Origin of the sequence: Rhodococcus phenolicus (genome assembly GCF_001646785.1) — a bacterium.
GTDB lineage: Bacteria > Actinomycetota > Actinomycetes > Mycobacteriales > Mycobacteriaceae > Rhodococcus > Rhodococcus phenolicus.
Genome location: NZ_LRRH01000016.1, coordinates 40286 through 58651, shown reverse-complemented (window position 1 = coordinate 58651; position 18366 = coordinate 40286). Strand labels below are relative to the sequence as shown.

Here is an 18366-nt window from a genome sequence, read left to right as displayed (position 1 = left end):
CGGGAATGAACCAGCAGTTGCGGGCGACGCCGATACCCGGCGGAGAGACTCTGCCGTTTCCGCCGACGCCGTCGGGCAGCATCGCGGGCCGCACCATGCAGGAATCCGTGTACAGCCCGCGCGCGCAGCAGCGCCGCCTTCCCCCGGACGCTCCGAACATCCTCGTCGTCCTCATCGACGACGCCGGGCCAGGCCTGCCGAGCGGGTTCGGCGGCGAGGTGAACACCCCCACCCTGGATCGCATGCTCGGCGAGGGCGTCGCCTACAACCGATTCCACACGACGGCAATGTGTTCCCCGACCCGCGCCTCCCTGCTCACGGGCCGCAACCACCATCGCGTCGGCAACGGCCAGATCGCCGAACTGGCCAACGACTGGGACGGATACTCGGGCCACATCCCGAAGTCGAGCGCGACGGGCGCCGAGGTGCTGCGGCACTACGGATACACCACCGCGGCGTTCGGGAAGTGGCACAACACCCCGGCGGAGGAGACCACCGCCGCCGGGCCGTTCGACAACTGGCCCACCGGCGTCGGATTCGACTACTTCTACGGCTTCCTCGCCGGGGAGGCATCGCAGTACGAGCCGAACCTCGTCCGCAACACCACCGTCGTCCTGCCTCCGAAGACACCCGAGCAGGGTTATCACCTCAGCGAGGACCTCGCGGACGATGCGATCGGCTGGCTGCGGCGGCACAAGGCGCTCGACGCCGACCGGCCCTTCTTCATGTACTGGGCCAGCGGCTGCCTGCACGGCCCGCACCACATCATGAAGTCGTGGGCCGACCGGTATGCGGGCAGGTTCGACGACGGCTGGGACGCCTACCGCGAGCGCGTGTTCGCCCGGGCCAAGGAGAAGGGATGGATCCCGCCCGAGGCCGAACTCACCGACCGCGACCCCACCATGACGGCATGGGACGACATTCCCGACGACGAGAAACCGTTCCAGCGACGCCTCATGGAGGTGGCGGCCGGCTACGCCGAGCACTGCGACGTGCAGGTCGGGCGGCTGTTCGACGAGCTGGACCGGCTCGGTTACCGGGACAACACCCTCGTCCTCTACATCTGGGGCGACAACGGATCGTCCGGTGAGGGCCAGGACGGGACCATCAGTGAACTACTGGCGCAGAACGGAATTCCGACGACCACGGCGCAGCACATCGCGGCGCTCGAGGAACTCGGCGGACTCGACGTACTCGGATCCCCGAAAACCGACAACATGTACCACGCGGGATGGGCGTGGGCGGGCAGCACGCCTTACAAGGGCATGAAGCTTCTCGCCTCGCATCTCGGCGGGACGCGCAACCCGATGGTGGTGCGCTGGCCCGCGCGGGTCGCGCCGGATCGGACCCCGCGAACCCAGTTCCTGCACTGCAACGACCTGGTGCCCACCTTCTACGACCTGCTCGGCATCACCCCACCCCGCACGGTGAGCGGGATCCCTCAGGATCCGATCGACGGCGCCAGCTTCGCCCGGACCCTGATCGAACGGGATGCCGCGGCCGGCAAACTCACCCAGTACTTCGAGATCATGGGCAGCCGCGCGATCTACCACGACGGCTGGATGGCCTCCGCGTTCGGACCCCGCGCACCGTGGTTGCAGGGCATGCCCGGCGGAATCCGGGACTGGAACCCCGACGACGACACGTGGGAGCTCTACCATCTCGACGAGGACTGGACCCAGAATCGCGATCTCGCGCAGCAGCATCCCGAGAAGCTGGCCCAGCTGCGGGAATTGTTCGCGATCGAGGCCGCCAAGAACAACGTCCTGCCCGTCGGCGGCGGACTGTGGGTGGTGGCACTGCACCCCGAGCAGCGGATCACCACGCCGTACACCAGCTGGGAGTTTACCGGCGATGTCACCCGGATGCCCGAATTCTGCGCCCCCGCACTCGGAAACAGGAACAATCGCGTCACCGTCGAGTCGACCGTCCCCGAACGGGCGAACGGTGTCCTCTACGCCCTCGGCGGCAACGGCGGCGGGCTGACGTGTTTCATGGACGACGGCCACCTCTGTTACGAGTACAACCTGTTCATCCTGATGCGCACCAAGATGCGTTCGGCGGAACCGGTTCCGCCCGGCGAGCACGTTCTCGAGGTGATCACCGAGTACGCCGAGGACCGGCCCGGCGGCCCGCTGAACGTCCGGATGTGTGTCGACGGACAGGTGGTCGGTGAGACCGTCGTGCCGGTCAGCGCACCGCTGTTGTTCACGGCGAACGACTGCCTCGACATCGGTACCTGCCTGGGCTCGCCGGTATCGCTCGACTACTTCGATCGCGCACCGTTCCCGTTCGACGGCACCATCGGCAAGGTGGTCGTCGACTACATCTGAGGCCGGTCCGAGGCTTCGCACACGAACGCTTCGGCGGTCCGGCCGATCCGGGTCAACACCACCGACAGCGAACGCGACCCCCGCAGTTTCAGGCGTGGCCGCAGTACCGCGGGGTCGACGTCGACGCCGCGGACGAGGATCTCGGCGATCCCGCAGTCGTGTTGCGCGAGAGCCTGTTTCAACGTCTTCTCGGTGTACTTGAACCGGTCGAGGACGCGGAACCCGCGCACCCCGTCGGGCAGGGTGTCACCCGTGAGATAGGCGATGCGCGGATCCAGTTGCCACAGGCCGTGATACGCCGCCCAGTGGCGGACCAGCCCGGCCCGCACGATCGCGCCGTCGGGGTCGACGATCCACCGCCCCGGCGGCCGGTCGTCGATGTCGTCGGACATCGCATCGGTGACCTCGAATCCGCTGCCGTCCGACCGCAGCACGCTAGCCCGGCGCCGCACACCGGGACTCGACAGGCCCGGCGAGTACAGGCACGCCTCGCGGACACCGCCGTCGAGCGAGACCACCTCGACCTCCCCCGCCCAGTCCAACGCGTCGAAATCCAGTCCGGGCGCGCATTTGACGGCCAGGTCGCGTCCGGCGTACACGTCGAGCAGATCCGGCAGCGGCGGCTGCAGCGCCGCCGGGTCGTGCGTACGACGCCCGCCGGCGCGGCGCGCGGGATCGGCGATCACGGTCGTACCGCGGGTGACGGGCCGCAGTGCGTCGGCCCGGATCAGGGACGCAGCAGGCACGTTGTGCGCCGCCATCGCCAGCCGGACCGGGTCCAGGTCACTGCCGATCACGGTGCCGGCGAGACCGTCGAGGGCGGCCAGTTCCGCGCCGATCGAGCACGTCACATCGTGCACGCGCCGCCCGGCCAGGCGTCCGGCCCGGTGCGCGGCGACCGCGGCAGGGGTGGCCTGCTGTACCGCGTCGTCGGTGAGCAGCCACTTCCCTGCCGCCGGCAGTTTCGCCACGGCCTTGCGACGCGCCAGCACGGTTTCGACGAGCAGTCCGGCACGGTCCGCGAAACGCGTACGCGCCCAGCCGATGTCGGCCAGACGCGTACGCGTGGACAGTTCCCGGCCGTCCACCTCGGCCAAGGCGGACGCCGCCTCGTCCGACGTCAGGTAGGCGACGTCGGCGAGGGTGAAGTCGTAGCCCAACTACTTGCCGGGCTTCACACCGGTGATCATGACGTTGTAGAAGAAGCTGCGCGGCACGACGTGCTTGAGCACGTTCTCGTCGACCCAGCTCAGCGTCTTCCATCCGCCGAACGCGAACTTCGCCCAGCCCCAGCCGAGCTTCTCCTCCGGCACGGCGGCCTCGAAGGTGCGCACGGGCCAGCCCAGCAGCGCCGCCGCGAACTCCTCGCTCGACGCCTTGGCCTCGACGGCTCCGGCGGCGGTCGCGATTCGCTCGAGATCGGAGGGGTCGAACGTGTGCAGATCGACGACGGCTTCGAGAGCGGCGGCCCGCGAGGACTCGTCGAGCTCGGTCTGCGGGCGCCGCCAGTCGCTCAGGAACGGCAGCTTGGTGACGTTGGTCGTCGCCTCCCAGGTGATGCGACCGAGCCAGCGTGCATAGAAGTTGCCGACGGTGCTGGGCTCGCCTGCGAAGACGAACCGGCCACCGGGCTTGAGGACGCGCAGGACCTCGCGCAGCGACTGCTCGACATCCGGGATGTGGTGCAGCACAGCGTGACCGACGACGAGGTCGAAGGTGTTGTCCTCGTACGGGATGGTCTCGGCATCGGCGACGCGGCCGTCGACGTCGAGTCCGAGGTTCTCGGCGTTGCGCAGCGCGACCTTGACCATGCCGGGCGACAGGTCCGTCACGGAACCGGATTGCGCGACGCCGGCCTGCATGAGATTGAGCAGGAAGAACCCGGTGCCGCAGCCGAGTTCGAGGGCCTTCCCGTACGGGAGGGGCTGCTCACCCGCGGCCGCGTCGAAGCGCCCCTTGGCGTAGTCGATGCACCGCTCGTCGTACGAGATCGACCACTTCTCGTCGTACGTCTCGGCTTCCCAGTCGTGGTAGAGCACCTGGGCGAGCTTGGTGTCCTCGAGCGCAGCCGCCACCTCTTCAGCGGTGGCGTGCGGGTTCGGCGCGGGATCGTTCCCGTCGGTCCTGCTTGCAGTCATGAGGTGATCCTACCCATCGGTAAGTGTAGAACAAGTTCCAGTTTCCGGGAGTCTAGCTGCCCGTGAACTCGGCCTTGCCGGGGCCGTTCGCGATGAACGACTCCATCCCGATCGTGCGGTCGGCCGTGGCGAACAGCGACGCGAACACATGCTGCTCGATCTTCAGCCCGGTGTCCAGGTCGGTGTCCAGCCCCTGATCGATCGCGGCCTTGGCGGCAGCCAGGGCACGCGAGGCGGCGCCGGTGAACTGCGCCGCCCACCTCCGCGCCGCGTTGTACACCTCGTCCGGCGCGACGACCTCGTCGGCCAACCCGATCGCGAGCGCCTCGTCCGGTCCGACGAAACGGCCGGAGAAGACGATGTCCTTCGCCTTCGACGGACCGACAAGCCGCGCGAGCCGCTGTGTGCCGCCGCCACCGGGAATGATGCCCAGCAGGATTTCCGGTGTTCCGACCTTGACGTTGTCGCCGATGATCCGGCGGTCCGCGCCGAGCGCGAGCTCGAGGCCACCTCCGAGCGCGTAGCCGGTGATGGCCGCGACCGTCGGCTTCGGAATTTCGGAGATCGATCCGATCGCCGACTGCAGGTCCGCGACGACCTCGCTCATCTGCACGAAGCTCATCTCGGCGAGTTCCTTGATGTCGGCGCCGGCGGCGAACACCTTCTCCCCGCCGTACACGACCACGGCCTTGACGTCCGCGCGGACCGTCGCCTCCCGGGCCGCGGCACGGATCTCCTCCTGCACCTGCCGGTTCAGCGCGTTCATCGGCGGGCGGTCGAGCCGGATCGTTCCGATGCCGTCGGACACGTCGAGAGTGACGAATTCAGCCATGCCGCTCAGGCTAGTGCCCGCCGGCCACGGATCACCGACCAGGCCGGTGCCGTCCGTCTACAGATCGGTGCGCGCCGCCCAGGGGTGCGGTCCCCCGCCGGTGTAGTAGCCCTCGTCTCCACCGAACGCGATGTGGATCTGCCCGGCGTCGTTGCGCGACATGATCGGCAGGATCGGTTCGATCACGACCTCGTCCGCGAGAGCCTCCGCGACCGTGCGGTAGCCGGCGAGGGAGGTGAGCTGCGCCCACGTCGGCGGCAGCAGGATCGACGCACCCGACTTCCAGTCCTCGAGCGCGTCGACCGCTGTCCGCCATTGCACGTGCTCGGCTTCGGTGGTGTCGCCGTCCGCGCGCTGCCCCTCGGGCAGGGCCGCGACGAAGAAGTTGGTGTCGTAGCGGCGGCGCTCACCGAGCGGGGTGATCCAGTTCGCGCGGGGCCGCAGCAGGTCGGTGCGCACCGTGAGCCCTTCGGCGGCGAGGAAATCGCCGAACGACAACTCCCGCGCCTCGAGACGGCGACGTGCCTGCGCGTACGGCGCGGTGTCGGCGACGACGGTGTCCTCGGTGGGGCCGGCCAGCAGCAGGCCGCACTCCTCGAACGTCTCCCGGACCGCGGCCAGCACCAGCGCCTGCGCGCGTCCCTCCGTGGTCTTGAATCGCTCGGCCCACCATGCGACGGAGGGGCCGGCCCACCGCACGGACGCGTCGCTGTCGGAGGGGTCGACGCCGCCGCCCGGGAACACCGTCATGCCACCGGCGAAATCCATGCCGACGACCCGGCGCTGCAGGAAGACTTCGACCCCACGGTCGGAGTCGCGGATCAGGAGCACGGTGGAGGCGTCCTTGATCGGCACTGCCGCCGGATCGAAGGGTGCTGCCGAACGTTCGCTAGACATACGTACAAGCTACGTGACGGAGTGACCCGCATCGCATCGGGACCGGCATCGCGGACACCGGCCCCGAACCGCGCGGTTCAGACGTGCACGCGATGGCGGCCCGGTTCCCGGGTGCGGCGGGCGAAGAACCGACCGTCGACACGGTCGAGCGTGATCGACTGACTGAACGCGTCGCTCAGGTTCTCGGCGGTGATCACGTCGTCGATCAGCCCCTGCGAGACGACGTGCCCCTCCTTGAGCAGCATGGCGTGGGTGAACCCGGGAGGGATCTCCTCGACGTGATGGGTGATCAGCACCGTCGCGGGTGCGTCCGGATCGGCGGCGAGTGTGGCGAGCCGCGCGACGAGTTCCTCGCGGCCCCCGAGGTCCAGTCCCGCGGCCGGTTCGTCGAGCAGCAACAGTTCCGGATCGGTCATCAGCGCGCGGGCGATGAGAACCCGCTTGCGTTCACCCTCCGACAGGGTGCCGTACAAGCGGTCCGCGAGGTGTTCGGCGCCGAGACTCTCGAGCATCTCCGTCGCGCGCTCGGTGTCGATCGCGTCGTACTGCTCCCGCCACCGGCCGAGCACCCCGTACCCGGCGGAGACCACCAGATCGGAGACCTTCTCGTCGAACGGCACCCGGTTCGCCAGCGCCGACGACGACATTCCGATGCGCGGACGCAACTCGGACAGGTCGGTGCGCCCGAACCGCTCGGCCAGCACGCTCGCCGTGCCGGAGGTCGGGAACGTCTCCGCGGCCGCGACCCGGAGCAACGAGGTCTTGCCGGCGCCGTTGGGCCCGAGCACCACCCAGCGTTCGTCCAGTTCCACTTTCCAGGTCACGGGTCCGACCAGGACGTTGCCGCCCCGCCGTACCAACACGTCGTCGAATTCGATGAGCAGATCGGGATCAGGTTGTGCCACGCCGTCCATCTTGGACTACCCCGTCCGCCGATTCACGGCAGGATCGTCTTTCGTGTCGCCCTCCACCACCGAACCCACCGCGCCGCCGGTGGCCCACGCCGGCCGTGGCCCGTTCCCGCTCGGCGCGACCCCCCTCCCCGGCGGGGGGACCCACTTCGCCGTGCACGCCCCGCACAGCGACCGCGTGCAGGTGTGCCTCGTCGACGAGAACGGTCGCGAACAACGGGTCGATCTGCCGGACCGGACCTTCGGGATCTGGCACGGCACCGTCCCCGGCGTCGGTCCCGGGCAGCGCTACGGATACCGGGCGTACGGCCCGTGGCGACCCCGCGCCGGGCTGCGTACGAATCCGCACAAGCTGCTGCTCGATCCGTGGGCACGCCGGCTGACCGGGGGCATCGGCGACCCGCAGCGTCTGCTCGCCTACGACGACGACCCGTTCGGAGCGCCGTCGACCGTCGATTCCCTCGGTCACACCCCGCTGTCGGTGGTCACCGGCCCGGCCGGGACGGCCCGGTCCGCCCGGCCCGGCACCGCGTGGGAACAGACCGTGCTCTACGAACTGCACGTCGGTTCCTTCACCGCCCGGCATCCCGGTGTACCACCCGAACGACGCGGCACCTACCTGGGGCTGACCGCACCCGCGGTGCTCGATCATCTCGCCGGTCTCGGCGTGACCGCGGTCGAACTGCTACCGGTGCACGCGTTCGTGACCGAGCCTCCGGTGCGGGCGCGTGGGATGCGCAACCACTGGGGTTATTCGACCGCCTCCTACTTCGCGCCGCACCCCGGATACGCGAGCGTGCCCGGTGCGGAGATCGCCGAGTTCGGAGCCATGGTGGACGCACTGCACGCGGCCGGGATCGAGGTGATCCTCGACGTGGTCTACAACCACACGTGCGAATGGTCGGTGGCCGGCCCGACCCTGTCGTGGCGCGGGCTCGACGCGCCGGGCTACTACCTGCTCGACGAACACGGCGGCGACATCGACCTGACCGGCTGCGGCAACACCGTCGACGCCGCCTCGCCCATCGCGGTGCGGATGGTGTGCGACAGCCTGCGCCACTGGGCGAACGAAATGGGGGTCGACGGGTTCCGGTTCGATCTGGCCAGCGCACTGGGACGCCCCCGCGGCGGGCAGTTCGATCCACGCGCCGCGCTGTTCACCGCCGTCACCACCGATCCGGTCCTGACGGATCTGAAGCTGATCGCCGAACCGTGGGACGCGACCGGACCCGGCTATCGGCTCGGCGAGTTCGGGGCGCAGTGGTCGGAATGGAACGACCGCTACCGCGACGCGGTGCGCCGGTTCTGGGCGGGCCGTTCCGGGGTGCGCGAGATCGCGTCGCGCCTCGCGGGTTCGGAGGATCTCTACGACCGGACCGTGCGGCAGCCGTGGATGTCGATCAACTTCGTCGCCGCCCACGACGGGTTTCCCGTCGCCGATCTCGTCGCCTACGAACGCAAGCACAACGAGGCCAACGGCGAGGACGGACGCGACGGTGCCGAGCACAACGAGTCCGTCAACCACGGGGTGGAAGGACCGTCGGCCGACCCCGAGATCGTCGCGGCCCGGGAGCGGCATGTGCGGGCACTGCTGGCGACGCTGTTGCTCTCCACCGGCACCCCGATGCTTCTCGCCGGGGACGAGTTCGGCAACAGCCAGGGCGGCAACAACAACGCGTACTGCGTCCCTGCCGACACCCCGGTGACCGATGCGTGGCCGTTGGACTGGTCGTCGGCCGACCCGGCCCGGATCGCCTTCGTGCAGCAGTTGCTCGGGTTGCGCAAGGTCGTGCCGGTGCTGCGTCAGCGACGCTTCTTCGACGGCCGCGCCCGCACCGTCGGTTTCCCCGATCTGGTGTGGTTCGGCGGTGACGGCGCCGAACTCGACGAATCCGGCTGGCACGATGACGACCGCCGCACCCTGCAGGCGTGGGTGGACGGGTCGCAACTCGGCACGGTCACGCGGGCAGGAGTACCGCTCGCGGACAGCAGCGGCCTGATCGTGCTGCACGCCGGGGGCCCGGCGTCCATCGTGCTCGCCGGACCCGAGTGGTACCGGGGCCGGGTGGTGTGCGCGTTCGATTCGAGCGCGCCCGACGGTGCGCCCGCCGACCGGTCACCCCGGCCCGTCGGCACCGAAACGGAAGTGTCCGGTCCGACCGTGCTGGTGTTCCGCACGGAGGGGTGACCGGCGGTTCAGTCCGCGACCGCGATCACGGTCATCGAACCCGGCGCGACCTCGGTGAACCCGGCGTCGCGGACCGCGGCGATGAGGCCGCCGGCCTCAGCCTTCTCGGCGCGGGCTCGCAGCGCGCGCCAGCGTTCCGGGTCCGCGTCGCGCACGGCGCACCGGTAGCCGTCCGCGGCCCACGCCCGGGCGGCGTCCTCGTCGAGGGCACCGGCCAGCAGCATCACGGCGTGCCCGACCTGCGCAGCAGCCTTACCCACGGTCATGTCCAGGGCGGCGTCGATCCACAGCACCGGAACACCCGGTTCCGGGTCGGCGGGGTCGTCGTGCGGCAGATCGGTGCCGCCGATCTGCAACCGCGAGATGCGCGGGTCCAGCTTCCCGACCGGACCCGGCACGAGAGCGCGGGCCTGCGCCCCGTCGCGGTCGACGGTGATTCCGTCGACGTCCTGCGCGGCCCGCCACTGCGCGCCGCGGGCGCGCCGGCTGACCTTCCGGATACGGGCGTCGTTCCACGCGAGGAAGGCGTCCTGCCACGGGCCGGGTTGCCCGTCCTCGTCCGGCCCGACACGCGGGTCCAGGCACAGAGCGATCGTCGCTGCCGCGGCGGCCTCGAGCAGCGCGCTGCGCCGCGGCGGGTCCTGCTTGGGGATGTGCAGCACGATCGGCATCGCGAGGACGGCGGCCGGATCGTCCGGGTCCGGGCGATGTCCGTATCCGCGGGTGAGGACCCGGTGACGTGCACCGAACCCGGTGCCGGGATCAGGCACCGCTGTCGAGCGGCACGCGTCGGAGCGTCCCGTCCACCCGGTCGGCGGCCTCGACCTCTTCGCGGGTCACGCCCAGCACGAACAGCACCGCGTCGAGGTAGGGGTACGACAGGGCCGTGTCCGCGACCTCCCGCAGCGCGGGCTTGGCGTTGAAGGCGATACCGAGACCGGCGGCGCTGAGCATGTCGATGTCGTTCGCACCGTCGCCGACCGCGACGGTCTGCTCGATCGGCACACCCACCTCGTCGGCGAACTCGCGCAGGGCACGGGCCTTGGCGGCGCGGTCGACGACGTCGCCGACGACCCGGCCGGTGAGCTTGCCGTCGACGATCTCGAGGGTGTTGGCACGCACGAAATCGAGTTCGAGTTCGTGGGCGAGCCCCTCGATGACCTGACGGAACCCGCCGGAGACGACACCGCAACGGAAACCGAGGCGGCGCAGCGTGCGGATGGTGGTGCGGGCGCCGGGAGTCAGCTCCAGGGTCTCGGCGACCTCGTCGATGACGGTCGCGGGCAGACCGGCCAGGGTGGCGACGCGCTGGTTCAGCGACTCGGTGAAGTCGATCTCGCCGCGCATCGCGGCCTCGGTGACCGCCCGGACCTTGTCCTCGACGCCGGCGTGGGCGGCGAGCATCTCGATGACCTCGCCCTGCACGAGGGTCGAGTCGACGTCGAACACGATCAGGCGCTTGGACCGCCGGGCCAGACCGCCGCGCTCGACCGCGATGTCGATCTCGAGGCCGGCGGCGACCTCGGCGAGTCCGGCCCGCAGCTTCGCGTCGGCGTCGGCGTCGGTGTCTGCCGCGGTGACCATGAGTTCGAGGCCGGTCAGCGGGTAGTCGGCGACGCCGCGGATGGAGTCGATGTTGGCGCCGAGGCGGGCCAGTTCGCGACCGACCGAGCGCATCGCGCGGGCGCTGACGGGGCTGCCGAGCACAACGACGGCGTGCGTCGAGACCGAATGCTCGAGTCCGCGTTCGACGCCGGTCTGCACGTCGGCGTGCATGCCGACGGTGGCCATCGCGGCCTCGACCTCGTCCTGCAGGGCCTCGGGGTCGTTCGGGCACGCAACCAGAACTCCGAGGGTCAGCCGGCCGCGGATGACGACCTGCTCGACGTCGAGCAGATCCACATCGTGACGGGAGAGCGCCGCGAAGAGCACACCGGTCACACCGGGATGGTCCGGTCCTGTCACGGTCACCAGCACAGTGGTGTCAGACGGCACTACGTCTCCGATCCTTCGTTCTTCTCGCGGCACGGGCCCGTCCATTCTGCCAATCGGAACGGCCTGTGCCGGGGTTGGGGTGGTAGGTCCGGTCATGCGCAAGGCCCCGCCCGAGGCTCGGGCGGGGCCTTGCGTTCACCGTATGCGGTGCGGGTCGACGGAACGACCCGGATCAGGCTTCCCTGTCTGCACCCTCGTGCACGGCCACGTTGTGCTTGTGGCTGCCCGGGCCGACGTGGGCCTCGGCCCGCATCCGCTCGACCATGTGCGGGTAGTGCAGCTCGAACGCCGGACGCTCCGAACGGATGCGCGGCAGCTCGGTGAAGTTGTGCCGCGGCGGCGGGCAGGAGGTCGCCCACTCGAGCGAGTTGCCGTAGCCCCACGGATCGTCGACGGTGACGACCTGGCCGTACCGGTAGCTCTTGAACACGTTCCACAGGAACGGCAGCGTCGACGCACCGAGGATGAACGCACCGATCGTGGAGATCGTGTTCAGCGTGGTGAAGCCGTCGGTCGGCAGGTAGTCGGCGTACCGGCGCGGCATGCCCTCGTTGCCCAGCCAGTGCTGCACCAGGAAGGTGGTGTGGAAACCGATGAACGTGAGCCAGAAGTGCCAGCGTCCGAGCCGCTCGTCGAGCATGCGGCCGGTCATCTTCGGGAACCAGAAGTAGACGCCGGCGTAGGTGGCGAACACGATGGTGCCGAAGAGCACGTAGTGGAAGTGCGCGACGACGAAGTACGAGTCGTGCAGGTGGAAGTCCAGCGGCGGGCTGGCCAGGATGACGCCGGTCAGGCCACCGAAGAGGAACGTGATGATGAAGCCCACCGAGAACAGCATCGGTGATTCGAACGTCAGATGACCCTTCCACATGGTCAGGATCCAGTTGAAGAACTTCACACCGGTCGGGACCGCGATGAGGAACGTCATGAACGAGAAGTACGGCAGCAGCACCGCGCCGCTCGCGTACATGTGGTGCGCCCACACCGCGATCGACAGGGCGGCGATCGCCAGGGTCGCGTACACCAGGCCCGTGTAGCCGAAGATCGGCTTGCGCGAGAACACCGGGAAGATCTCCGAGACGATGCCGAAGAACGGCAGCGCGATGATGTACACCTCAGGGTGACCGAAGAACCAGAACAGGTGCTGCCAGAGGAGCACGCCGCCGGTGGCCGGGTCGAAGATGTGGCCACCGAGGTGACGGTCGACGAACAGGCCGAAGAACGCTGCGGTGAGCAGCGGGAAGGCGAGCAGGATCAGCAGGCTGGTGATGAGGATGTTCCAGGTGAAGATCGGCATCCGGAACATCGTCATGCCGGGCGCGCGCAGGCAGACGATCGTGGTGGTGAAGTTGACCGCACCGAGGATGGTGCCCAGACCCATGACGCCGAGGCCCAGGACCCAGAAGTCGGCGCCGACGCCCGGGGAGTGGAGCTCACTCGTCAGCGGCGTGTAGGCGGTCCAGCCGAAGTCCGCGGCACCGCCGGGGGTGACGAACCCGAGCATCACGATGGTCGCGCCGAACAGGTAGAGCCAGTAGCTGAACGAGTTCAGACGCGGGAACGCCACGTCGGGCGCGCCGATCTGCAGCGGCACGATGTAGTTCGCGAATGCGAACACGACCGGCGTCGCGTACATGAGCAGCATGATCGTGCCGTGCATGGTGAACAGCTGGTTGAACTGCTCGTTCGACAGGAACTGCAGGCCCGGAACCGCCAGCTCGGTGCGCATCAGGAGGGCCATGAGGCCACCGATGAGGAAGAACGCGAACGAGGTGACGAGGTACATGATCCCGAGCATCTTGGGATCTGTCGTCGTGATCATCTTGTAGATGAACGAACCCTTGGGTCCCTGCCGCGGCGGGTACGGCCTTGCTGCAGCTATCTCTGGGACTGGCTGGGGCGCTACGGCAGTCACTAATCCTCCTGAATGCGCGCTCGACCTCGGGCTGGAGGTGAGCGGTCTCTGGCTTGCGCTGAATCGAATCGTAGACCCTGCACACAGTGGCCGCCCACCGGGTCCTACTCAGTGTCGTACTCGGTGCGACAGCGTACCTCGAGGTGTCGTCACGACCAGCGTGTTGTTCCGCGGCCAGGGTCGCGGAACGCCCCTCCCGGCGTGTCGCGCCTCCGCCACGCGGGGATGATGTACGTCACATTCCACACGGAATTAGGGTAGGGATACCTTAGGCAACTAAGGTTGGCGCCGCATCATCGCTCAGCCCCGAAAGCCCGAGGTATGGACGTGTTCCCACGATTCCGTCGCCGCGCGACCGTCGCGCTCGCATCCGCACTGACCGCCGCAGTCACCCTCGCCGGTTGCTCCGCCGAGGACACCGAGCCGGAGACGTCCGTCTCGTCCACCGCCGGATTCCCGCGCACCGTCGACCACTTCCGCGGCTCGACCACCCTCGACGAGGCCCCCCTGCGCGTCGTCGCCCTCGACACCAGCTACGCCGACGCGACGCTGCTGCTGGAGAGCGAACTCGTCGGCTACGTGGACTATCGCACCGAGGGCCTGCCCGACTACGTCGGTGACGCCCGCGAGAAGTACGCGGCCAACGCAGTCTCGGTCGGCAAGGTCTCCGACGTGAGCATCGAGCAGATCGCCGCACTGCAGCCCGACCTGATCCTGTCCGCGGAGGTCCGCAACGGCAAGGACTACGAGGCCCTGTCGGCGATCGCCCCGACCGTCTTCTCCCAGTCGACCGGACCGACCTGGAAGGACAACATCCGCCTCGCCGCGCGGGCGCTCGGCAAGGAGGACCTCGCCGAGCAGAAGATCGCAGACTACGAGGCGCGGGCGAAGGCCATCGGCGACGAGATCAACGCCACGGCGGACAACCCGACCGTCTCGGTCGTGCGCTTCGCCGGGGAAGCCACCGCACGGCTGTACCGCACCACGTCGTTCAGCGGCATCGTCCTCGAGGACGCGGGCCTGGCCCGCCCCGAGAGCCAGGGACCGGATCCGGCCGACCCGAGCAGCATCATGGCCGCGATCAGCCCCGAGCTGATCGCCGAGGCGGACGCCGATGTCATCTTCGTCTCCATGTACCGCGATCCCGAGGGCAAGTCGGCGGAGGCGGCCGAGCCGTTCCTGACCAACCCGCTGTGGGGCAACCTCCGGGGACGCAAGGTCGACGTCGACGACAGCATGTGGATGACCCCCGTCAGCATCCAGGGAGCACACGCGATCCTCGACGACCTCGCGGAGGCGTTCGGGGTCGATCCGCACAAGGGATAACCTGGACCGTCCCCGAATCAGGAAGTGGTCGAATTGCCCGTTGCGCACCGGTCCCGCACTGCCGTCCTCGCCGCCGCCACCGTGGCGGCGCTCGCCCTCGCCGGGTGCGGGGAGACCACGGACGATCCGGCGGACACCATCGTGCGCACGACCACCCGCATCGCCGAAGCCGCGGTGATCGGCGTCGACCGCGACACCACGACCTCGTGTGCACTGCCCTCTCCCCTGGACGCCGGGCAGCCGGCGTCGGGCACCCGGACCGTCGTCCACACCGCGGGCACCGCGGAGGTTCCCGCGGACCCGCAGCGCATTGTCGTACTCGACCTCGCCGCCATGGACGCGGTGTGCGCGCTCGGCTTGTGGGAGCGGGTGGTCGGTACGGCGTTCACCCCGATCGAGCCCGGCTATTTCGACTACCTCGGCACCGGCATCGCCGAACTGCCGTCGGTCGGCTCCGGTGACGTACCCGATCTCGACCTCGTCGCCGGGGTCGCGCCCGACCTGATCCTGGGGTCGTCCGTCGACACCGACCTCCGGGACCGGCTCGGCGCGATCGCCCCGACCGTCACCGTGGGCTCGGACCCGGTGTTCTGGCGTCAGCAGTTCCTGCGCGTCGGCGACGCCCTCGGCCGCCGCGACGCCGCGCAGCGGGTTCTCGACGACTATCTCGCCGCAGCCGCGGAGACCGGCCGCGAACTCGCCTCGTCCCAGACGCAGGCATCGATCGTCCGGTTCACCGGCGACGGACCGGTGGTCGAAGGCACCGCCTCGTTCGCCGGTCAGGTCATGGCCGACGCCGGCGCCGACCGGCCGCCGGCTCAGCGTTTCGGTGTCGTCGACGGGCGTTCGTCCGAACCGGTCGACACCGACGATCCGGCAGCGGCCGACGCGGACGTGATCTTCGTCCGCTTCGACGGGGAGGACGGTCTCGCCGACGGGACCGAATACATGAGAACGGACCGATGGTTCGAGCTCGGCGCGGTGAGCGACAGCCGGTTGTTCGCGGTGACCGACGACGTGTGGTCCACGCCCGGCCCGGTCGCCGCCCGGGCCGTACTCACCGACCTGAAGGTGGCGCTCAATGGTTACTCGAACTGACCTGGCTGTTCGAACCGGCCTCGGACGACCGGCCGCGCGGGCCGGCGCGCTCGTCACCGGATTGTTCGCAACCCTGCTCCCGCTGGCGGCCCCGGTTGCGGCGCAGCCGCCGACCGGCCCCGCCATCGAGGTGTTCGCCGCCGACGGTGTCACCCCGCTCGGCGATCGGACGGTGCACGAGGGCGACACCGTCGTCGTGCACGGCACCGGATTCGATCCGGACGCCAACCGCAGCGGCGGCCTGCCGCTGCCGGTGCCACCGGGGGTTCCGCACGGCACGTTCGTCTCGTTCGGTGCCTTCGCCGAGCACTGGCGGCCCTCCGAGGGCGCCCCCACCTCCAACCGCGCGACCGTGCGCTCCACCAACGCGTGGGTGCTGTCCGAACAGGCACTGAATCAGGTGCCGGACGCTCCGTTCGACATGCGCCGCACCGTCCGGCAGCAGTGGGTGCCGCTGTCCGACGACGGCTCGTTCACCGCGACCGTCACGGTCGACGCGCCCACCACCGTGCCCGCCGACGCCGTGTACGGCATCTACACCTACGGCGCTGCCGACGCGATCAACGCCGAGCAGGAACTGTCGGTGCCGGTGAACTTCGATCCCACCCCCGGCCCGAACGCTCCGGTCCCCCCGTCGCAGGATCTGGTGTGGGGATTCGCACCCGGGTACACCGACCTGGTCACCGACACCACGCAGGGCTCGGTGGTCGGCAGGGACGGAGCGGCCGTCAACCCGGACGGAACGCTCGCGTTCGAACTGGCCGGTGCGCAGATCGACCCGGCGACCGGGCTCGGCCGGATCGAGTACCGCGGCATCGTCGTCTCGTTCACGCGGTTCCATCTCCTCGAGATCGCCCTGGCCGATCCGTGGATCGAGTTCACCGGGAACGGCACGTACCTGACCGCCGAATCGTCGACGGGTAACCAGGTCGGGACCGACTCGACGAGCCGGATCACCGTCGCGCGTCTCGATGCCGCCGCCGATGCGGACCGCACCGAGTGGGCCGGTGTTCCCGCCCGCTTCTCGGTACCGCTGCAGCCGTCGGTGCTCCTGCCCTACTCCGGTGGGCAGGCCGCACCCGTGACCTTCCGCTACTGAGGGCGGCTGTCGTGCCCATCCCCGAATTCGTGGCCGCGCTGCGCGCCCACGTCGGCACCGCCCCGCTGTGGCTGTCCGGGGTGAGCGCCGTGGTGCGCGACGACGACGGCCGGATCCTGCTCACCCGCCGCGCCGACAACGGCCGCTGGGCCGTCGTGTCCGGCATCCTCGAGCCCGGTGAGGAGCCCGCGGTCGCGGCGGTGCGCGAGGTCGCAGAGGAGACCGGAGTGGTCGCCGACGTCGTCCGGCTGACGAGCGTCGACGTCACCGCGCCGATCACCTATCCGAACGGCGATGTCGCGCAGTACCTGGACGTGTGTTTCCTGCTGCGCGCGACCGGCGGGTCCGCACACGTCGCCGACGACGAGAACCTGGAGGTCGCGTGGTTCGCGCCCGACGCGCTGCCTGCCGATCTGACGGACACCTCGACGCTGCGCATCAACAAGGCGCTGCGCAACGTACCCGATGCCTGGTTCCGCCGGCCCTGAACCTCCCACCCCTGAAGACACCGCCACCCGGGTGATGGTTCCCATCACCCGGGTGGACCGAATACTGGTTCCCCTCACCCGGGGGCGCGGGTGATGCGGGGTCAGGCGGAGGCGGGTGTCAGAAGTCCCAGTCCTCGTCCTCGGTGAGAACGGCCTTGCCGATGACGTACGAGCTGCCCGACCCCGAGAAGAAGTCGTGGTTCTCGTCGGCGTTGGGCGACAACGCCGACAGGATCGCCGGGTTCACGTCCGTCTCGTCCTTCGGGAACAGCGCCTCGTAACCGAGGTTCATCAGCGCCTTGTTGGCGTTGTACCGCAGGAACTTCTTGACGTCCTCGGTCAGGCCCGCCTCGTCGTAGAGGTCTGCGGTGTACTGGGTTTCGTTGTCGTACAGCTCGAACAGCAGCTCGAACACCCAGTCCTTGAGATCGTCGCGCTCGGCCTGGGTGACCTGCTCGAGACCCTTCTGGTACTTGTAACCGATGTAGTAGCCGTGCACCGCCTCGTCGCGGATGATCAGGCGGATCATGTCGGCGGTGTTGGTGAGCTTGGCGCGCGAGGACCAGTACATGGGCAGGTAGAAGCCCGAGTAGAACAGGAACGACTCGAGCAGCGTCGAGGCCGCCTTGCGCTTGAGCGGGTCGTCGCCCTGGTAGTAGTCGAGGACGATCTGCGCCTTGCGCTGCAGGTTCTCGTTCTCCTCCGACCAGCGGAACGCATCGTCGATCTCGCGGGTCGAGCACAGCGTCGAGAAGATGTTCGAGTACGACTTCGCGTGCACCGACTCCATGAATGCGATGTTGGTGAGCACCGCCTCCTCGTGCGGGGTGACCGCATCCGGGATCAGCGACACGGCGCCGACGGTGCCCTGGATCGTGTCGAGGAGCGTCAGGCCCGTGAACACGCGCATCGTGAGCTGCTGCTCGTAGGCGGTCAGCGTGCCCCAGGACGGGATGTCGTTGGACACCGGCACCTTCTCCGGCAGCCAGAAGTTGCCGGTGAGGCGGTCCCACACCTCGGCGTCCTTCTCGTCGGGGACACGGTTCCAGTTGATCGCGGAGACCCGGTCGATCAGTTTGACGTGGGCGCCGTCGGCCGGCGAGTGCGCACGGGGTGCGGAAGTGGTCATCAGTCTTTCCCTACTGG

At 69.2% G+C, this 18366-nt stretch carries 15 protein-coding genes; 6 read left to right on the top strand and 9 right to left on the bottom strand.

Annotation, left to right across the window (positions count from 1 at the left end):
- The first annotated feature begins 5 nt into the window (after positions 1-5).
- Entirely contained in the window at positions 6-2333 is a 2328-nt protein-coding gene (locus tag A8G15_RS06035) for an arylsulfatase (protein WP_068156645.1), read from the top strand.
- Here A8G15_RS06035 and A8G15_RS06030 read toward each other — a convergent pair.
- The 5 genes from A8G15_RS06030 to A8G15_RS06010 all read right to left on the bottom strand — a co-directional run bounded on the left by A8G15_RS06030 (position 2324) and on the right by A8G15_RS06010 (position 7114).
- Positions 2324-3493 carry a THUMP-like domain-containing protein gene (locus tag A8G15_RS06030; RefSeq protein WP_068156642.1) on the bottom strand — a complete coding sequence of 390 codons (1170 nt, stop codon included), beginning with the start codon at positions 3491-3493 and terminating at the stop codon, positions 2324-2326. The genes A8G15_RS06035 and A8G15_RS06030 overlap by 10 nt on opposite strands.
- Positions 3494-4471 carry a class I SAM-dependent methyltransferase gene (locus tag A8G15_RS06025; protein WP_068156639.1) on the bottom strand — a complete coding sequence of 326 codons (978 nt, stop codon included), beginning with the start codon at positions 4469-4471 and terminating at the stop codon, positions 3494-3496.
- A 52-nt stretch (positions 4472-4523) separates the two neighbouring features.
- Positions 4524-5303, bottom strand: coding sequence for an enoyl-CoA hydratase-related protein (locus A8G15_RS06020; RefSeq protein ID WP_068156637.1), 780 nt, complete (start codon positions 5301-5303; stop codon positions 4524-4526).
- Between the two features lie 57 nt (positions 5304-5360).
- Positions 5361-6200: an NUDIX hydrolase gene (locus tag A8G15_RS06015; protein ID WP_068156634.1), complete on the bottom strand. Its 840-nt coding sequence runs from the start codon at positions 6198-6200 to the stop codon at positions 5361-5363.
- 77 nt (positions 6201-6277) lie between these two features.
- Entirely contained in the window at positions 6278-7114 is an 837-nt protein-coding gene (locus A8G15_RS06010; RefSeq protein WP_068156632.1) for an ABC transporter ATP-binding protein, read from the bottom strand.
- A gap of 43 nt (positions 7115-7157) precedes the next feature.
- Here A8G15_RS06010 and glgX point away from each other — a divergent pair, with 43 nt between their 5' ends.
- The gene (gene glgX, locus A8G15_RS06005; protein WP_245687723.1) at positions 7158-9299 is read left to right on the top strand and encodes a glycogen debranching protein GlgX; all 2142 of its coding nucleotides are present in this window, start codon (positions 7158-7160) and stop codon (positions 9297-9299) included.
- Positions 9300-9307: 8 nt separating this feature from the next.
- On the opposite strand, the gene A8G15_RS06000 is transcribed toward glgX, so the two are convergent.
- The 3 genes from A8G15_RS06000 to ctaD all read right to left on the bottom strand — a co-directional run bounded on the left by A8G15_RS06000 (position 9308) and on the right by ctaD (position 13209).
- Positions 9308-10069: an aminoacyl-tRNA hydrolase gene (locus A8G15_RS06000; protein WP_068156629.1), complete on the bottom strand. Its 762-nt coding sequence runs from the start codon at positions 10067-10069 to the stop codon at positions 9308-9310.
- Entirely contained in the window at positions 10062-11339 is a 1278-nt protein-coding gene (gene serB / locus A8G15_RS05995; protein ID WP_068156626.1) for a phosphoserine phosphatase SerB, read from the bottom strand. The genes A8G15_RS06000 and serB overlap by 8 nt, the downstream gene beginning before the upstream one ends.
- Before the next feature lie 127 nt (positions 11340-11466).
- Entirely contained in the window at positions 11467-13209 is a 1743-nt protein-coding gene (gene ctaD / locus A8G15_RS05990; protein WP_082899683.1) for an aa3-type cytochrome oxidase subunit I, read from the bottom strand.
- A 321-nt stretch (positions 13210-13530) separates the two neighbouring features.
- Between ctaD and A8G15_RS05985 the strand changes: the two genes are divergently transcribed.
- The 4 genes from A8G15_RS05985 to A8G15_RS05970 are packed head-to-tail and all read left to right on the top strand — an operon-like array spanning position 13531 to position 17220.
- Positions 13531-14535, top strand: a complete 1005-nt coding sequence (locus tag A8G15_RS05985; RefSeq protein WP_068156620.1) for an ABC transporter substrate-binding protein — start codon at positions 13531-13533, stop codon at positions 14533-14535.
- Positions 14536-14568: 33 nt separating this feature from the next.
- Positions 14569-15633: an ABC transporter substrate-binding protein gene (locus A8G15_RS05980; RefSeq protein WP_068156814.1), complete on the top strand. Its 1065-nt coding sequence runs from the start codon at positions 14569-14571 to the stop codon at positions 15631-15633.
- Positions 15617-16732: an HtaA domain-containing protein gene (locus tag A8G15_RS05975; protein ID WP_068156616.1), complete on the top strand. Its 1116-nt coding sequence runs from the start codon at positions 15617-15619 to the stop codon at positions 16730-16732. Before A8G15_RS05980 ends, A8G15_RS05975 begins: the two co-directional genes overlap by 17 nt.
- Positions 16733-16743: 11 nt before the next feature.
- Positions 16744-17220: an NUDIX hydrolase gene (locus A8G15_RS05970; RefSeq protein WP_068156613.1), complete on the top strand. Its 477-nt coding sequence runs from the start codon at positions 16744-16746 to the stop codon at positions 17218-17220.
- A 118-nt stretch (positions 17221-17338) separates the two neighbouring features.
- Here A8G15_RS05970 and nrdF read toward each other — a convergent pair whose 3' ends face one another.
- Positions 17339-18349, bottom strand: a complete 1011-nt coding sequence (gene nrdF, locus A8G15_RS05965) for a class 1b ribonucleoside-diphosphate reductase subunit beta (protein WP_068156610.1) — start codon at positions 18347-18349, stop codon at positions 17339-17341.
- Between the last annotated feature and the right edge of the window lie 17 nt (positions 18350-18366).

What these genes read in the sequence shown, in the direction of transcription:
- A8G15_RS06035 (WP_068156645.1), top strand. Translation starts at nt 6, where the DNA reads ATGAACCAGCAGTTGCGGGCGACGCCGATACCCGGCGGAGAGACTCTG.
- A8G15_RS06025 (WP_068156639.1), bottom strand. Translation starts at nt 4,471, where the DNA reads ATGACTGCAAGCAGGACCGACGGGAACGATCCCGCGCCGAACCCGCAC.
- A8G15_RS06020 (WP_068156637.1), bottom strand. Translation starts at nt 5,303, where the DNA reads ATGGCTGAATTCGTCACTCTCGACGTGTCCGACGGCATCGGAACGATC.
- A8G15_RS06015 (WP_068156634.1), bottom strand. Translation starts at nt 6,200, where the DNA reads ATGTCTAGCGAACGTTCGGCAGCACCCTTCGATCCGGCGGCAGTGCCG.
- A8G15_RS06010 (WP_068156632.1), bottom strand. Translation starts at nt 7,114, where the DNA reads ATGGACGGCGTGGCACAACCTGATCCCGATCTGCTCATCGAATTCGAC.
- serB (WP_068156626.1), bottom strand. Translation starts at nt 11,339, where the DNA reads ATGGACGGGCCCGTGCCGCGAGAAGAACGAAGGATCGGAGACGTAGTG.
- A8G15_RS05985 (WP_068156620.1), top strand. Translation starts at nt 13,531, where the DNA reads ATGGACGTGTTCCCACGATTCCGTCGCCGCGCGACCGTCGCGCTCGCA.
- A8G15_RS05975 (WP_068156616.1), top strand. Translation starts at nt 15,617, where the DNA reads ATGGTTACTCGAACTGACCTGGCTGTTCGAACCGGCCTCGGACGACCG.
- nrdF (WP_068156610.1), bottom strand. Translation starts at nt 18,349, where the DNA reads ATGACCACTTCCGCACCCCGTGCGCACTCGCCGGCCGACGGCGCCCAC.